Below are 16,393 nucleotides of genomic sequence, written 5' to 3'. Positions count from 1 at the left end.
CCGCGCACCACCACCCGGGCCACGGAAGGGAGCCACCCATGACCGCACCGGTACTGGAGGCCGGGGCCGGGGCACCATGGAGTCGAGGAGGCGACACCATGACCCCCAGCTCCGCCGCACACCCGCAGATGCCCGTCGAGGACTTCGAGGCCCTCGCCCACCGGGCGCCGGAAACCGTGACGCTCGAATTCATCAACGGGAAGCTAGAGGTCAAGCCGGTGCCGGACGGGGACCACGACGAGATCATCATGTGGGTCCAGGACCAGTGCATGCAGCACCGGCCCGACCTGCGGCTCTACCGCGAGCGGGGCCTCCAGGTGGAGCACTGCCGCAAGGGCCGCGCCCGGCCCGACGGCGCCCTCGCGCCCAGGCGGCACTTCGCGGGACACCCGGAGTGGTCGGCGCCCGAGGGTGTTCTGATGACCGTCGAGGTCACCTCGAAGGACGGGGACACCAAGCGCCGCGACCACCACGACAAGCGCGACGGCTACGCACAGGCCGGTATCCCCGTCTATCTCCTCGTCGACCGGGACCACTCCACCGTCGTGGTCCACAGCCGTCCGGAGGGCGGCCGTTACCGGGACCGGAGCGAGCACCCGTACGGGGCCGTGGTGGAGCTTCCGGAACCCGTCGGCATCACGCTCAAGACCGAGGAGCTGAAGGACTTCACCGGCTGACCGCCCTCGCCGGAACCGTCTCCCCGCTCCCGTCCGTCCCAGCGGCCTCGTCCGCCCCGGTCGGCTCCCAACACTGCACGCCCTTCAGCCCCGGTATGCGGTCCCGGGTGAAGACGGGGTCGAGGCCGGCCCGGCGCTGGGCCACGTAGTCGTCCAGCAGCCGGAAGGCAATCACCGAAAGGGGGATGATCGCCGCCAGGTTGACGAGGGCCATGAAGCCCATGAAGACGTCCGCGAGGTTCCACACCACGCTGACCGAGCCGAGCGCCCCGAGGAAGACCACGGCCAGCACCAGCGCCCGGTAGGTGGGCAGGACCCAGGCGCGCCGGGTCATGAAGCTGATGTTGGACTCGCCGTAGTAGTAGTTCCCGATCATGGAGCTGAAGGCGAGCATGAAGACCACCAGCGTCAGGACATGACCGGCCCAGCCGCCGAGGGAGGCGGTCAGCGCGTTCTGGGTCAGGTCGGCGCCCTGGCGGCCGCCCAGCTCCGGCTGGGTGGTGAGGATGATGAACGCGGTCATCGTGCAGATCAGCAGGGTGTCGAAGAAGACGCCCAGGGACTGGACGAGGCCCTGCTTGACCGGGTGCGTCACCTCGGCGGCGGCACCCGCGTTGGGGGCCGAACCGAGGCCCGCCTCGTTGGAGAACATGCCGCGCCGGATGCCCTGCTGGATCGCGGCGCCGAGGCCGCCGGCCGCCAGTTCGCGGAAGCCGAAGGCGCCGCCGATGATGTCGCCGAAGACGCGCGGCAGGTCAGAGATGTTGAGCAGGACGACGATCGCGCCGAGCAGCAGGTAGATCACGGCCATCACGGGCACCAGCACCGTCGTCACCGAGGTGATCCGGCGCACCCCGCCGCAGATCGCGAGCCCCAGCAGCACCGCCAGCAGCAGACCGATCGCCGGTGCGAACCAGCTCGCACCGCTACCGGAGAACGAGCCGGAGGCCACCGCGGTGATGGTGTTGGACTGCACCGCGTTGAAGACGAAACCGAAGGTCACGGTGATCGTGACGGCGAACAGCACCCCGAGCCAGCGCTTACCGAGCCCGTAGCGCATGTAGTACGCGGGGCCGCCCCGGAAGATGCCGGGCCGTTCGCCGCGCACCTTGTAGAGCTGGGCGAGCGCCGACTCGACGAACGCGGAGGCGCCGCCGATGAGCGCCATCACCCACATCCAGAAAACCGCGCCGGCGCCACCGAGCGTGACGGCCGTCGCGACACCGGCGATATTGCCGGTGCCGACGCGCGCGGCGGCGGAAATGGTGAACGCCCCGAAGGACGAGACGCCCTTCCTGCCGTCCGGTCCCGGTGCCGCCTTGTCCTTCAGGACCCGCAGCATCTCGGGAAACATCCGCATCTGCACGGCCTTGGAGCGGACCGTGAAATACAGGCCCGCACAGATGACCAGCGGAATCAGCAGATAGGTCCAGAAACCGTCGTTGACGGCGACGATCAGGGAGTCGAAAGTGCTCATCGGGTCCTCGGAGTCGGGGTCGGGCAGGGCTCCCCCGGTCCGGGGACGGGGAGAGGGGCGGCTCGGCTCTGAGCTCCGCGCGATGCCATGCGTGAAAAATCGTAGCAATGGGACCTTTGGCCCCATAACCCCTTGAGAGAAACGACACCCTCCCCGACAACGCCACGGGGGCGGCACCCTCCCGAAGGAAGATGCCGCCCCCGTGGACTGCGGACGGGAATCCGATCCGTACGGATCAGAAGTCCATGTCACCGCCGGGCATGCCGCCCGGAGCGGCCGGGGCGGCCTTCTCCGGCTTGTCGGCGATGACGGCCTCGGTGGTCAGGAACAGCGCGGCGATGGACGCGGCGTTCTGCAGCGCGGAGCGCGTGACCTTGGCCGGGTCGAGGATGCCCTCGGCGATCATGTCGACGTACTCGCCGGTGGCGGCGTTCAGACCGTGGCCGACGGCCAGGTTGCGCACCTTCTCCACGACGACGCCGCCCTCAAGACCACCGTTGACGGCGATCTGCTTGAGCGGGGCCTCCAGGGCGAGCTTCACGGCGTTGGCGCCGGTCGCCTCGTCACCCTCCAGCTCCAGCTTCTCGAAGACCGCGGAGGCCTGGAGCAGGGCCACGCCACCGCCGGCGACGATGCCCTCCTCGACGGCCGCCTTCGCGTTGCGAACGGCGTCCTCGATGCGGTGCTTGCGCTCCTTGAGCTCGACCTCGGTGGCGGCACCGGCCTTGATGACGGCCACGCCGCCGGCCAGCTTCGCCAGACGCTCCTGGAGCTTCTCGCGGTCGTAGTCCGAGTCGCTGTTCTCGATCTCGGCACGGATCTGGTTGACGCGGCCCTGAACCTGCTCGCTGTCGCCCGCACCGTCGACGATGGTGGTCTCGTCCTTGGTGATGACGACCTTGCGGGCGCGGCCCAGCAGGTCGAGACCGGCGTTCTCCAGCTTGAGGCCGACCTCCTCGGAGATGACGGTGCCACCGGTGAGGATGGCGATGTCACCGAGCATGGCCTTGCGGCGGTCACCGAAGCCCGGGGCCTTGACGGCGACGGACTTGAAGGTGCCACGGATCTTGTTGACGACCAGGGTCGACAGGGCCTCGCCCTCGACGTCCTCGGCGATGATCAGCAGCGGCTTGCCCGACTGCATGACCTTCTCCAGCAGCGGAAGGAGGTCCTTCACGTTGCCGACCTTGGAGTTGACGATCAGGATGTACGGGTCGTCGAGCGACGCCTCCATACGCTCCATGTCGGTGGCGAAGTACGCCGAGATGTAGCCCTTGTCGAAGCGCATACCCTCGGTGAGCTCCAGCTCCAGACCGAAGGTCTGGGACTCCTCGACGGTGATGACGCCTTCCTTGCCGACCTTGTCCATGGCCTCGGCGATGAGCTCGCCGATCTGGGTGTCGGCGGCGGAGATGGAGGCGGTGGAGGCGATCTGCTCCTTGGTCTCCACGTCCTTGGCCTGCTCCAGCAGCGCGGCGGAGACGGCCTCGACGGCCTTCTCGATGCCCCGCTTCAGGGCCATCGGGTTGGCGCCGGCGGCGACGTTGCGCAGGCCCTCGCGGACCAGCGCCTGGGCCAGGACGGTCGCGGTCGTCGTGCCGTCACCGGCGACGTCGTCCGTCTTCTTCGCGACCTCCTTGACCAGCTCGGCGCCGATCTTCTCGTACGGGTCCTCCAGCTCGATCTCCTTGGCGATGGACACACCATCGTTGGTGATCGTGGGGGCGCCCCACTTCTTCTCAAGGACGACGTTGCGGCCCTTGGGGCCAAGGGTGACCTTGACGGCGTCGGCGAGCTGGTTCATCCCGCGCTCAAGACCGCGCCGTGCCTCCTCGTCGAACGCGATGATCTTGGCCATGTGAAGTGGTCCTCCCGGACGGTCGGGGGCCCCTGCTCCTGAGGGAGCCTGGGGTGCGTTGCTCCGGACCGCGCTGGCGCCCGCGACGGACGGCCTGCCTGCCAGGTGGTTCCTTGCCCCACCGGCCTGCGGGCCTCACCGACCCGGTCCTGATCTGTCACTCTCCCCTGGAGAGTGCTAACGCCAATGATTAGCACTCGACCCCCTTGAGTGCAAGCGGCTTCACAGAAGCGTCCTTCAGGGGTGGCGGTCGGGCGACGGGTGGGCGCAAGCGGCTTCGCGGAAGCCTCCTTGAGGAGTGGCGGTCGGGCGACGGGTGGGCGCAAGCGGCTTCGCGGAAGCGTCCCGAGCACGACAGACGCCCCCCGATCCCGCTCACACACCCCGCCCACCCCCGCACGCACGGGAGGCCCGCACCCCCTCGGGGTGCGGGCCTCCTGCACGCTGTCGCCGGTCGGCGCCTCAGCCGGCCACCCGGACCATGTCCGCCTGGGGCCCTTTCTGGCCCTGCGAGATCTCGAACTCGACTCGCTGCCCCTCTTCCAGGGTGCGGTAACCGTCCATCTGGATCGCGCTGTAGTGGACGAATACATCCGCACCACCGTCGACCGCGATGAAGCCGTAGCCCTTCTCCGCGTTGAACCACTTGACGGTGCCCTGAGCCATGCCTAACTCCCCTATTACTGGCCCTTGCGCAGGACCGCACTCCGCGGACCCGGGTCAGACCTCACCCCGCGAATGGCCCGTGGGGTGTGCGCCGGAACGCGTCGACCGCCGCTGAATGTATCTGCCCCACTGCCCAGCGCAACAGGTCAATCGGACGAGAAATCCGGGGGCCGGGGAAGGTGTCATATGCGGCGCACTCCCGTATTCCCGGGCAATTCGGGCCGGGCAATCGCACGCAGGCGCGACAAATAACGCACACATTTCGCGCACAACTCACCGCGATCTTTCCGGCGTTCCACACGCGGGCGGCGAGGATCATGAGGGGAAACCGACGCCATGATATCGCCTTTCACCACGCGGAATCGCCCCGTCCGCTCTTGGGCGGGACGGGGCGATTCCGGCCGAGTGAGGGATTCGGCCATGAAGAAAGAAATTGGCGTGAAGAGAGCGGTGGGAGTGACGGGACGGGCACCGGGGGTGAGGGAAGCCCCCGGTGCCCGGTGGTCAGCAGCCGCCGGCCACGGCGGGAATGATCGACACGCCCGCGCCGTCCGGGACCGGCGTCTCCAGGCCCTGCTCGAAGCGGACGTCGTCGTCGTTGACGTAGACGTTGACGAAGCGGCGCAGCTTCCCGGTGTCGTCCAGGACGCGGGCCGCGATGCCCTGGTGGTTCTTCTCCAGGTCGGCGATCACCTCGGAGAGGGTCGCGCCCTCGGCCGGCACCTCGGCCCGGCCGCCGGTGTAGGTGCGGAGGATGGTGGGGATGCGGACGTTGACGCTCATGGTTCTGCCTTCCTGCGACTGCTGGGACTGAGGGTGGGGACGAGGGATGAGGAGCGACGAGGGTAGGGGTGAGCGGAACCGCGTACCGGGATGCGTACGGGGCGTGGCGTGTATACGGGAGGCCGGGTACGCGCCACCGGGGCACCGCCGCGCACGGGGGCCCTGGGGAGCGTGCCGGGTGTCAGTCCGCCAGGCCGGCGGCGCGGAACGCGTCGAGGCTGGGGCGGATGGTGGCGGTGGGGCCCGTGGTGGGCGCGACGGCGTCCAGCGTCTTGAGGCCGTCACCGGTGTTCAGGACGACGGTGGTCAGGGACGGGTCGAGCAGGCCGTCCTCGATGAGCTTCTTGGTCACGCCGACGGTGACCCCGCCCGCGGTCTCCGCGAAGATCCCCTCCGTACGGGCCAGCAGCTTGATCGCGTCGACGATCTGCGGGTCGGTCACGTCCTCCACCGCGCCGCCCGTACGGCGCGCGATGTCGAGGACGTAGGGGCCGTCGGCGGGGTTGCCGATGGCCAGGGACTTGGCGATGGTGTCCGGCTTCTGCGGGCGGACGACGTCATGCCCGGCCTTGAAGGCGGTGGAGACCGGGGAGCAGCCCTCGGCCTGGGCTCCGAAGATCTTGTACGGCCGGTCCTCGACGAGGCCGAGCGCGATCAGCTCCTTCAGTCCCTTGTCGATCTTGGTGAGCTGGGAGCCCGAGGCGACCGGGACGACGATCTGGTCCGGCAGCCGCCAGCCCAGCTGCTCACAGATCTCGTACGCCAGCGTCTTGGAGCCCTCGCCGTAGTACGGACGGAGGTTGACGTTGACGAAGCCCCAGCCCTCGCCCAGCGGATCGCCGATCAGCTCGGAGCAGAAGCGGTTGACGTCGTCGTAGGTGCCCTCGATGCCGACCAGATCGCCGCCGTAGACCGCGGCCATGACGACCTTTCCGGCCTCCAGGTCGTGCGGGATGAAGACGCACGACCGGAACCCGGCGCGGCGGGCCGCGGCACCGACCGCCCCGGCGAGGTTGCCGGTCGAGGAGCAGGACAGGGTGGTGAAGCCGAAGGCGCGGGCCGCCTCGACGGCGATGGCGACGACGCGGTCCTTGAAGGAGTGGGTGGGGTTGCCGGAGTCGTCCTTGACGTACAGGCCGCCGGTGACGCCCAGTTCGCGGGCGAGGTTGTCGGCCTTGACGAGCTTGGTGAAGCCGGGGTTGAGGTTGGGCTTGCCCGCCACGTCGGCGGGGACGGGCAGCAGCGGGGCGTAGCGCCAGATGTTGTGCGGGCCGGACTCGATCCGTTCGCGCAGCGCCTCGGGGTCGCCGGCCGGGAGGTCGTAGGCGACTTCGAGGGGTCCGAAACAGGAGGCGCAGGCGAAGATCGGGCCGAGGGGGAACCGCTCGCCGCATTCGCGGCACGAGAGGGCCGCGGCGGGACCGAGAGTGACGGCCGGAGTGGTTTCGGTGACGTGCACAGCCATGGAGGCGAGGCCCTTTCTCCTCATCTTCCTCGCGGCGCATCTCGCCACGAGACGGATTTGGCACCTTCCCTAGCCGGGAGCCTCACGCGCGCACTGCGGCTGAGACCGACTGGAGGGTTGCCGGGGCTTCAACGGGCCGTATCCCTCTGCCCCTCTGGATGAGCGGTATGGCACTGGGCGGACCCAGGCTTTTGTGGCGCGACGACCCCGGCATGCGGTGGTCGCCCGCGTTGTTCAAGACTGTAACCGAAGGCTGTGACAGGGGAGACAGCCGTCCGAACCGCGAGATGGATCACACGCCCCGCCGGACGGCGGGCACCGAGGAGTCGTAGACGTGCTGGAAGAGGTGGAGCGCTGGCTGAACAGCCGCTCCTGGTCCGCCGACGACCGGCCGCTGGACCGGTTGCTGGACGCCAAGCGGCAGACCGGCCGGACGGTCAGCGTGGTGCTGCCCGCGCTGGACGAGGAGGCGACGGTCGGCGCGATCGTCGCGGCGATCCGCGGCGGCCTGATAACCGCGGAGACGCCGCTGGTCGACGAGCTGGTGGTGCTGGACTCGGGCTCCACCGACCGGACGGCCGAGGTCGCGGCGGCGGCCGGCGCCCGTGTCGTCCACCGGGACAGCGTGCTGCCCCGGATACCGGCACTGCCCGGCAAGGGCGAGGTGCTGTGGCGTTCCCTCCTCGCGACCAGCGGCGACATCATCTGCTTCGTCGACGCCGATCTGCGCGAGTTCTCGGCCACCTTCGTGTCCGGGATCGTCGGGCCGCTGCTGACCGACCCCGACGTGCAGTTCGTCAAGGCGATGTACGACCGCCCGCTGGAGACGGGCGCGGGCCCGGAGGCCGGCCAGGGCGGCCGGGTCACGGAGCTGGTCGCCCGCCCGCTGCTGAACCTGCACTGGCCGCTGCTCGCCGGCTTCGTCCAGCCGCTCGGCGGCGAGTACGCGGCGCGCCGCTCCCTCCTGGAGCGCCTGCCGTTCCCGGTGGGCTATGGCGTCGAACTGGGCCTTCTGGTGGACGCGCTGCACACCGTCGGCCTCGACGCCCTCGCCCAGGTGGACGTCGGCGTCCGCAAGCACCGCCACCAGGACGGCCAGGCCCTGGGCCGGATGGCCGCCGCCATCTACCGCACCGCCCAACTCCGCCTCGCCCGCGGCCCCTTGGTGCGCCCCCGCCTGACCCAGTTCGACCGCGGCGAGAACGGTTTCGTCCCCCGGACGACGGACGTCGACACCGAGGAACGCCCCCCGATGGCGGACATCCCCGAGTACGCGGAGCGGCGGGCGGCCTGAAGGGGGCGGCGCCGTGTTCCGTACGTTTGCGCGACGCCTCCCCGGGTTAGTCTCGCGGCATGGTCTCCGAGCGCAGTGGTGCCGAGTCCGGTGCCGGGGTTCATGACGACGGGTGTGCCGAGGTGCTCGTCGCGTCCAACCGCGGTCCGGTGTCCTACACGCGGGGCGAGGACGGTGGGCTGACCGCCAAACGGGGCGGTGGGGGGCTGGTGTCGGGGTTGTCGGCGATCGGGCCGGGCACCGACGCGCTGTGGGTGTGCGCGGCGCTCGGTGACGGCGACCGGGAGGCCGTACGGCGTACGGACGGGTCGCTGCCGTCGGACGACACCGGCGGGCAGCGGGTGCGGATGCTGGACATCCCGGAGACGGTGCACGCCGCGGCCTACAACGGCATCGCCAACTCCGTGCTCTGGTTCGTCCACCACATGCTCTACCAGACGCCGCTCGAACCGGTCTTCGACGACGCCTTCCGTGCGCAGTGGGCGGCGTACGAGGAGTACAACGCGGCGTTCACCGAGGCGCTGGCCGCGGCGGCGGCGCCCGGCGCCGCGGTGCTGGTGCAGGACTACCACCTGGCGCTGGTCCCGGGGCTGCTGCGCGCGCGGCGGCCCGACCTGCGGATCGCGCACTTCTCGCACACACCGTGGGCGCCGGCGGAGTACTTCGCGATGCTCCCCGACGGCATCCAGCGCCGGCTGCTGCTGGGCATCCTCGGCGCCGACCGGGCGAACTTCCTCACCCGCAGGTGGGCCCGTGCGTTCCTGGACTGCTGTGCCCGGGTGCTGGGCGAGGACGCCGTCGCCTACCGGGAGGGCGAAACGGCGCCCGGCACCGTCACCACCCAGCAGGACGGCGGGCCGCGCCTGACCCTGACGGGCGTGCACGGCCTGGGTGCCGACGCGGAGTTCCTGCGGGAGCGGGCGCACCGCCCGGACGTGGACGAGCGGCTGGCGGCGCTGCACGAGCAGATCGGGGGCACGGACCGCAAGGTGATCGTCCGGGTGGACCGTACGGAACTGTCCAAGAACATCGTGCGCGGGCTGCTCGCCTACCGCCGCTTCCTGGCCGACCACCCGGAGTGGCACGAGAAGGTCGTCCATCTCGCGTTCGCCTACCCCTCGCGGCAGGACCTGGCCGTCTACCGGGACTACACCGCCGAGGTCCAGCGGATCGCCGAGGACGTCAACGCCGCGTACGGCACCCCGGGCTGGCAGCCGGTCGTCCTGCACGTCAAGGACGACTTCGCGCGCTCGCTCGCCGCCTACCGGCTGGCGGACGCCGCCGTGGTCAACCCGATCAGGGACGGGATGAACCTGGTCGCCAAGGAGATCCCGGTGGTCTCCGACGCGGGCTGCGCCCTGGTCCTCTCCCGTGAGGCGGGCGCCCACGAGGAGCTGGGTCCGCACGCCCTGACGGTCAATCCGTACGACGTCAACGCCACCGCCGAGGCCCTGCACACCGCGCTGACGATGGACGAGGCGGAGCGCACCGCGCGCACGGCCCGGCTGGCGGAGGCGGCGACGGCACTGCCCCCGGCGCGGTGGTTCCTGGACCAGCTGGAGGACCTGCGCGGCTGAGGCCGCGGTCAGCGCCCGCCGATCCGGTCGGCCAGTGCGGTGAGCAGGGCGGCGACCACAGCCCGTCAGCTCCGTACGACCCGGGCTCGGCCTCGGGTCCGGAACCCCAGTGCGTGACGGTAGATCTCCGGCAGTCGGTAACGGCCGTCGGCATCCCGCTGCAAGGCGCCGGCCTCCTCCAGAACGCTGCTGCCATTGGCGTCCAGGCCGACGTCCTCCGCGTTGAACGGCATGACCACCTCATCGGCGTACCGCCCCACGGACCGCAGAAGCTCACCGAGCGAGGGGTTCTCCTGACGCAGCTCACGCAGCTTCTCATTGCTGCATGCGACCAGCGCCGAGCGAAGCGCCGAAGGGACGAGCAACCGGTCCTGCCAATCGGCGTCGCCCAGCGACCGCTCGGCGGCATCGCGCAGGAACCGCACGACATCGCGGGCTTGCACCTGCTCGTTGAAGTCGGCGAGGGCCGCCGGCACCCATCGCTCCGACCATGCCTCACGAGAATTGTCCCGGCCGAGTTTGGCCCCCCAGACCGGTACGAGTGCTTCAGCGATGCGGTCCCACGACAGCGTGGTGAAGTCATCGGCCGGTTCCGGAACGGCGTCCGCGGTCACGGCGACCCAGAGTGCCAGCCGCAGCGCCTCCTGAGCGTCCCACCGCAGCGCGTACGGCTCGTAACGGTCGAGGAACTGACCAAGGTTCTGCCTCACGGCCGCGCGCACCAGATCCTGACGAACGAAGATCACGACGCCAAGGGGTCGGCCACGCAGCATCCGGAGCCATTCGGGCACTTCGGTGAACAGCGTGCGAAGTGCGATGCGCTTGGCCTCCGAATCCACGTCCTGGAAAAAATCTTCCAGCCCGTCGAACACAAAAAGGACCGGTGAACGACGGCCACGCTCAAGGAGCACCTTCTCGGGATCGCTCTCGTCGGCCGCCCGTCCTTCCGCGGCAAGCGCCATGCACCGTAGCCACGCACGGCGCCAGTGCTCCGGGTCCTCGCTGCTGTCTCCCCGCAGAGCCTCATTGAGCACCGCACGGATATCTGCGGATCGGGCCCCCTCGCCCCGGGCGGACCGGTCCCGGAGATCCTGCGGCCCCGCCGGAGACGATTCCGTGCCGTACTGTTCCATGTTCGCGGGATCGAGAACGGGAACGACAGGCGCGTCCGCGCTCACCGTCCCCCCCGCGCTCCGGGCGAAGTCCGCCCACTTGCCGGCGGCGCACATACGTGCGTAGGTGAAGGTCTTGCCGGCTCCCTTGGCTCCCACCACCACGGTGACCGGCAGCGATGTCCGGTGGTCTCCGGCCAAGCGGCGCAACGGCTCCGTGGAGAGGAACCCCAGTCCGCTGTCGAGGCCGGTCCGCTCCGCGAACACCAAGGCCCGGGCGCGGTGCATGAGACCCGTACGCCGCTCCTCGATGCCGCCCGTGTCGCGCTCCACGGACGCCTCTCGGACCGGTGTCTTGGGAACCACCGTGCCGACCAACTCGCCGACAGCGCACCTGCGCACCACGTCGATCACGTCGTCCCACGCACGCGGCAGAGCCAGGAGTTCCTCACGGAACCGGCTGAGCACTGGCGTCGTCAGCACCTGGGCATCCACTTCGGCGGTGTCCGCAGCGTCGTGCTGCCCGGCCGGGCGCGCGGTGAATCCCTCCAGCTGGGCCGCCAGCCGGTCCCGCGCGGATTCCGCCTCAGCGGTGTGGGCGTCGGGGCGGTACTGGGTCACGATGGCCGCGGGGACGGGGTCCTCGCCCGCCATCGCCGGGGCCTTGTTGCCGAGCTGGCAGATCATCCGCTCAGTTCCCTCAAGCGACTGGCTGCTCAGATTGGTGACGAAAATGCGATGGACCCTGGGGTCGAGCAGCACCGGTGCCGAGAGTTCCGACGCCCCCGCACGAAGGTCGATGATCAGGGCATCCAGACCGGCGGCAGCGGCGAGGGCCGCGAGGGACTCCGTAAGGAAATACGGGGAGCGGTCAGCGGTGGCAAGGTGAGCGGGCTCGATCCTGGGCGGCCCCAGACGGCTGCGCCGACCGGCGGGGAGCACAGTCACCGTGCCGCCGTTCGCCTGCCGAAGAACCTCTTGGTTCGCCAGATACGGAGTGCTGATCGCGACGGCGTGGGAGCAGTCGCCGTCCGTCGATCCGTGCAGAAGAGACAGGAAGTCCTCGTAGGTGATGTCTCCGACGCCGCCCTGAGCCTGGTACATCCATGTGATGCCGGGCGCTTCAAGGTCGCCGTCCACCAGCAGAACGCGTCGGCCCCGGCGGGCCAGCTCGTCCGCGAGCGCGACGGCGTGCACAGTACGTCCTGAACCGCCTTTGAAGGAGTGGAACGCAAAAAGCTGTACGTCCGCAGCAAAACCGGCTTGTTCTGGACGCGGCAGGAACTCTCCCAAGCGCGCATTGATGTCTCGCTCCATCAAGCGCAGTTCCCGCCGCCTGCCGCCGGCCTCTCCCCGCGCGATGAGCGATACCGGCAGGCTCTCCTGGGGGAGCTCCTGCGGGCGGTCCAGGACCAGTCCTGGCGCGCCCGGCTCACCCCCTGCGGATCCCGTGCCGAACACCGTGTCCAGCCATGCCCGCACGGTGCCTTCCTCCGTACCCGGCAGCACCGTCAGTTCTACTCCGTCCCACCAGGCGTCGGCCTGAAGCAGCCAGTCGGGCCACTGCCCTGCCACCGCGAGTGCGCTCAGCCGCTCGTCGACATCCACCCACGTGAAGAGGTTGCCGGGCTCATCACTGCCGATCGACTCCACCGATGGTCCTCCGTGTTCCTTCACCTGCGGGACTCCGCAATCAACATACGCAACGCGTTCAGCGCACGCTGTTCGTCGGCGGGCTCCAGATCCGCCCCGTACCTCCACGCTTCATGAAGATCGGCCGGCCCCACCCAGGCCGCGTTCTGCGTACCGCCACCCGGCAACGACGCATGCCGTATCCGTCCGCAGCGGTCGATCGCATCCCGTACACCGGCCGGAAGATTGAGTTCCTTGGCAAGCGCGCGAAGGTTGTGGGTACGCAATGCTTCCGGTAGCTGTGAGGTGTCCCGCGCACGGAACTTCCAGTGCAGGAGTTCCGCCTTCAGACCGCATTCCGCGCTGTAGAACAGCAGCAGACCGGCCGTCGGATGGTCCCCGTCGTCTGCTGCCTGATCACCACGGCGCTCCAGCCGGTCCCGGCTCTTGCGCAGCTGCCCCACCCTGACTTCCACCATGCGTCGATGGTAGGGGTCCGTCACTCCCCGCCGATCCGGTCGGCCAGTGCCGTGAGCAGGGCGGCGACGCCCGCCGGGCCGTTGACGACGAGGTCGGCGCGGGTGGCGAGGGCGGGGACCTCGGTGCTGCCGCTGCACACCAGGACGCCGGTGCGGTCGTGGGCGCGGAGTTCCTCGACGGCGGCGAAGGCGGCGAGGTCGCCGAGGTCGTCGCCGGCGTAGAGGACGGTGTCGGCGCCGGTCTCGCGGACCCAGGCGGTCAGGGCGGCGCCCTTGTCCGTGCCGGGCGGGCGCAGTTCGAGGACGTAGCGGCCCGGTTCGACGATCAGGCCGTGGCGGGCGGCGAGGGCGGCGAGGGGGGCGCGCAGGCGGGTGAAGGCGTCCGTGGGGTCGGGGGCGCGGCGGGTGTGGACGGCGAGGGCGCGGCCGCCCTTGGTCTCGACAGCGGTGGTGGTCCAGGGGCCGTGCCAGACGCCGGAGGCGGCGAGGGCGGCGGGGAGTTCGGCCGCGGCGGCGGCGACGCCGGGGGGTGGTGCGGGGGCGTGGACGGAGCCGTCGGCGGCGTTCCAGCGTTCGGCGCCGTAGTGGCCGAGGACGACGAGGTGGCCGAGGCCGGGGGCGCCGGCGAAGCCGCCGAGGCGGACGGCGGTGTCGGCGGGGCGGCCGGTGATCACCGCGGTGGCGCGCAGCGCGGGGGCGAGGCGGCCGAGGGCGGTGGTGACGCCGGGGTGGGCGCGGGCCTGTGCCGGGTCGGGGACGATGTCGGCGAGGGTGCCGTCGAAGTCCAGGGCGAGTGCGGCGCGTTCGGGCCGGGCCAGCAGGGCGGCGAGCCCGTCGCGGCCCGCGGGGGTGGCGGGTGCGGGCAGTGGGGGTGGCGCGGCGTTCGGGGAACTGGCCATGGGGGGAGCCTACCGGTCAGCGGCGTCCCCGGCGGGCCTCGCGCAGGCGTCGCAGGCGGTTGACGGTGACGGGGGCGTGCTCCAGGGCGCGCCGGTCGTCGAGGAGGGCGTTCAGGAGCTGGTAGTAGCGGGTGGGCGACAGGCCGAGGCGTTCGCGGATGAAGCGTTCCTTGGGGCCGGGGGCGGGCCAGGAGCGGCCTTCGACGGCGAGGACCGCCCGGTCGAGGTCGGAGAGCGGGCCGGGGCCCGGGGCCTCGGTGTCCGGCGTGTCGTGCGCGTCGCCGCTGCCGTTCGTCGTCACGGTGTCCACGATACGGCCACGGCCCGGGGCTGCCGGGCCGTGGCCGTGGCGCCGGTCAGCCGGCCTTGCTGTCGGCCGCGTCGGCGGCGTTCTGGATCTCGGTGAGGACGCTGGCGGGGTGGCCGTCGGGGGCGACCGCCTGGCCCATCCTGGCCTTGACGGTCTTGGAGACCAGGGGCCAGGAGGTCTTGTTGGCGGGGTAGAACTCGGCGGTGCCGAGCTGCTGGAGGAAGCTGTGCAGCTTGCGGTACTTGTCGTCGGCGGCCATCTTCTGGGCGGCCGTGGAGGTGACCGGCAGCAGGCCGTAGTCGCCGGAGAACTTCAGGACGTTGGTGTCGTTGTAGACGAAGTCCAGGAACTTGCCGGCTTCCTTGCGGTGGCCGTTCTGCTTGAAGCTCATCATCCAGTCGGCGACGCCCATGGTCGTCTTGGCGGGGCCGCTGGTGCCGGGGAGGGCGACGGTGCCGTAGTCGATGCCCTTGGCCTCGGCCTGCCGCATCAGGGTGGGGTGGCCGTTGAGCATGCCGACCTCGCCCTTGGCGAAGCCGGCGAAGGCGTCCTCGCGGTTGAGCGCGGCGGGGGCGGTGCCGGTCAGGCCCTTGGCGACGAGGTCCTTCTGGATCCACTGGAACGTCTTGACGTTCTCGGGCGAGTTGATCGTGTACTTGCCGATGTGGTCGGTGTAGCCGCCGCCACCGCTGAGCATCCAGAGCATGGTCTCGGCCTGGGTCTCCTCGGGGCCGAGGGGCAGCGCGTAGGGGGTCTTGACACCGCGGGCCTTGAGGAGCGCGGCGTCCCGGGCGATGTCGTCCCAGGTGCGCGGCGGCTCGGTGATGCCGGCCTCGGCGAACAGCTTCTTGTTGTAGAAGAGGCGGCGGGTGCTGGCGCCGAAGGGCATGCCGTACTGGACGCGGTTGTACTCGCCGGCGTGGGCGAGGGACGGGGTGAAGGCGGCCTGGGTGGGGATCGACAGCAGGTCGTCGGCGCTGTAGAGCTTGCCCTTGGCCGCGTAGTCGGCGTACGCGCCGATCTGGGCGAGGTCCGGGGCGTGCCCCTTCTTGACCATGTCGGCGACCTTCTTGTCGACATCGGTCCAGCTGTAGACCTGGACGTCGACCTTGATGCCCGGGTTCTTCTTCTCGAAGGCGCGGGTGAGCTCGTCCCAGTAGTGGCGGGAGCTGTTGGCCTTGTTGTCGCCGTAGTCCGCCGCGACGAGCGTGAGCGTGACGTCGCCGTCGCCCGAGCCGGCACCGCAGGCGGAAAGGGTCAGGGTCATGACGGTGGCGAGTCCTGCCGCCGCCAGGGTCATGTACCGCCGCTGCACTGCTGTTACCGCCTTAGTCCTGAATGGTGTGTTCTGACCGGTGTGCCGAGCGGTGCGGGGGCCTCCCGTCACGCGCGCGCTCACGGAGTCTCCCCCGTATACCCACACAAGGTCTACACCACCGTCACCCGCTTCTGATCAGCGCCCTGACCCAACCGGCGCACCGGGCTTCCCCGCCCCCTCGCGCCCACCGGGGCGATCACCTTCCCGCCCACCGGGGAGTGGACTAGACCTTTCGCGGCGGATCGCGCGAAACTGTTCCCGTGAGACACGTCATCGCCCTTGATGTGGGCGGCACCGGAATGAAGGCCGCCCTTGCGGGGGCGGACACCGCACCGACCGGCGAGCCGTCCTCCCCCGCCCCCGTGCTGCTCCACGAGGCGCGGCGCCCCACCGGTCGTGAGCGCGGTCCCGAGGCCGTCGTCGAGGCCGTCCTGGACTTCGCCGCCGAACTGCGCGCCCTCGGCGAGGAACGCTTCGGCCGCCCCGCCGACGCCGTCGGCGTCGCCGTCCCCGGGATCGTCGACGAGGCCACCGGGACCGCCGTCTACGCCGCCAACCTCGGCTGGCGCGACGTACCGATGCGCGCCCTGCTCGCCGAACGGCTCGGCGGCATCCCCGTCGCCCTCGGGCACGACGTGCGCACCGGCGGCCTGGCCGAGGGCCGCATCGGCGCGGGCCGGGGCGCCGACCGCTTCCTGTTCGTCCCCCTGGGCACCGGCATCGCGGGCGCCATCGGTATCGACGGCCGGATCGAGACCGGCGCGCACGGCAGCGCGGGCGAGATCGGCCACATCGTCGTGCGCCCCGGCGGACGCGCCTGCGGCTGCGGGCAGCGCGGCTGCCTGG

The 16,393-nt window shown here is 70.6% G+C and carries 14 protein-coding genes and 1 riboswitch; of the genes, 4 read left to right on the top strand and 10 right to left on the bottom strand.

Annotated elements, in window-relative coordinates; all coding sequences use genetic code 11:
• Nucleotides 1-98 precede the first annotated feature (98 nt).
• Nucleotides 99-677 (top strand): Uma2 family endonuclease, encoded by a 579-nt coding sequence (locus AC51EU_RS16770; RefSeq protein ID WP_496267751.1) that lies wholly within the window; start codon nucleotides 99-101, stop codon nucleotides 675-677.
• Here the strand turns inward: AC51EU_RS16770 and AC51EU_RS16765 are convergent.
• The 5 genes from AC51EU_RS16765 to thrC form a co-directional block, all read right to left on the bottom strand.
• The gene (locus AC51EU_RS16765) at nucleotides 667-2,154 is read right to left on the bottom strand and encodes an alanine/glycine:cation symporter family protein (protein WP_496267750.1); all 1,488 of its coding nucleotides are present in this window, start codon (nucleotides 2,152-2,154) and stop codon (nucleotides 667-669) included. The two genes, AC51EU_RS16770 and AC51EU_RS16765, sit on opposite strands and share 11 nt — an antisense overlap.
• A 235-nt stretch (nucleotides 2,155-2,389) precedes the next feature.
• Nucleotides 2,390-4,012: a chaperonin GroEL gene (gene groL / locus AC51EU_RS16760; protein ID WP_496267749.1), complete on the bottom strand. Its 1,623-nt coding sequence runs from the start codon at nucleotides 4,010-4,012 to the stop codon at nucleotides 2,390-2,392.
• A 462-nt stretch (nucleotides 4,013-4,474) separates the two neighbouring features.
• Complete coding sequence (locus AC51EU_RS16755; RefSeq protein ID WP_003986833.1) at nucleotides 4,475-4,678, bottom strand: cold-shock protein; 204 nt, start codon at nucleotides 4,676-4,678, stop codon at nucleotides 4,475-4,477.
• A 504-nt stretch (nucleotides 4,679-5,182) separates the two neighbouring features.
• Entirely contained in the window at nucleotides 5,183-5,461 is a 279-nt protein-coding gene (locus tag AC51EU_RS16750; RefSeq protein WP_496267748.1) for a MoaD/ThiS family protein, read from the bottom strand.
• A gap of 181 nt (nucleotides 5,462-5,642) precedes the next feature.
• On the bottom strand, nucleotides 5,643-6,926 hold the full coding sequence (gene thrC, locus AC51EU_RS16745) for a threonine synthase (protein ID WP_496267746.1): 1,284 nt from the start codon (nucleotides 6,924-6,926) through the stop codon (nucleotides 5,643-5,645).
• A gap of 17 nt (nucleotides 6,927-6,943) precedes the next feature.
• Nucleotides 6,944-7,091, bottom strand: a riboswitch (SAM riboswitch).
• A gap of 169 nt (nucleotides 7,092-7,260) precedes the next feature.
• On the opposite strand from thrC, the gene AC51EU_RS16740 reads away from it, so the two are divergent.
• Nucleotides 7,261-8,220 (top strand): glucosyl-3-phosphoglycerate synthase, encoded by a 960-nt coding sequence (locus AC51EU_RS16740; RefSeq protein WP_496267745.1) that lies wholly within the window; start codon nucleotides 7,261-7,263, stop codon nucleotides 8,218-8,220.
• A gap of 59 nt (nucleotides 8,221-8,279) precedes the next feature.
• Nucleotides 8,280-9,797: an alpha,alpha-trehalose-phosphate synthase (UDP-forming) gene (locus AC51EU_RS16735; protein WP_496267744.1), complete on the top strand. Its 1,518-nt coding sequence runs from the start codon at nucleotides 8,280-8,282 to the stop codon at nucleotides 9,795-9,797.
• Between the two features lie 65 nt (nucleotides 9,798-9,862).
• Here AC51EU_RS16735 and AC51EU_RS16730 read toward each other — a convergent pair whose 3' ends face one another.
• The 5 genes from AC51EU_RS16730 to AC51EU_RS16710 are packed head-to-tail and all read right to left on the bottom strand — an operon-like array spanning nucleotide 9,863 to nucleotide 15,544.
• Nucleotides 9,863-12,562 (bottom strand): KGGVGR-motif variant AAA ATPase, encoded by a 2,700-nt coding sequence (locus tag AC51EU_RS16730; protein ID WP_496267743.1) that lies wholly within the window; start codon nucleotides 12,560-12,562, stop codon nucleotides 9,863-9,865.
• 20 nt (nucleotides 12,563-12,582) lie between these two features.
• Nucleotides 12,583-13,020 carry a hypothetical protein gene (locus AC51EU_RS16725; protein ID WP_496267742.1) on the bottom strand — a complete coding sequence of 146 codons (438 nt, stop codon included), beginning with the start codon at nucleotides 13,018-13,020 and terminating at the stop codon, nucleotides 12,583-12,585.
• Between the two features lie 20 nt (nucleotides 13,021-13,040).
• Nucleotides 13,041-13,919, bottom strand: coding sequence for a trehalose-phosphatase (gene otsB / locus AC51EU_RS16720; RefSeq protein ID WP_496267741.1), 879 nt, complete (start codon nucleotides 13,917-13,919; stop codon nucleotides 13,041-13,043).
• Between the two features lie 16 nt (nucleotides 13,920-13,935).
• A complete protein-coding gene (locus AC51EU_RS16715; RefSeq protein WP_496267740.1) occupies nucleotides 13,936-14,220 on the bottom strand; it encodes a DUF3263 domain-containing protein in 285 nt (94 codons plus the stop codon).
• A gap of 55 nt (nucleotides 14,221-14,275) precedes the next feature.
• A complete protein-coding gene (locus tag AC51EU_RS16710; RefSeq protein WP_496267739.1) occupies nucleotides 14,276-15,544 on the bottom strand; it encodes an extracellular solute-binding protein in 1,269 nt (422 codons plus the stop codon).
• A gap of 263 nt (nucleotides 15,545-15,807) precedes the next feature.
• Here AC51EU_RS16710 and AC51EU_RS16705 point away from each other — a divergent pair.
• On the top strand, nucleotides 15,808-16,393 hold a 586-nt coding region (locus tag AC51EU_RS16705; RefSeq protein WP_496267738.1), incomplete at its 3' end, for an ROK family protein.

The organism is Candidatus Streptomyces philanthi (assembly GCF_059553635.1).
The sequence above is the reverse complement of the archived record's forward strand: the minus strand, read 5'-3'. Positions and strand labels throughout refer to the sequence as shown.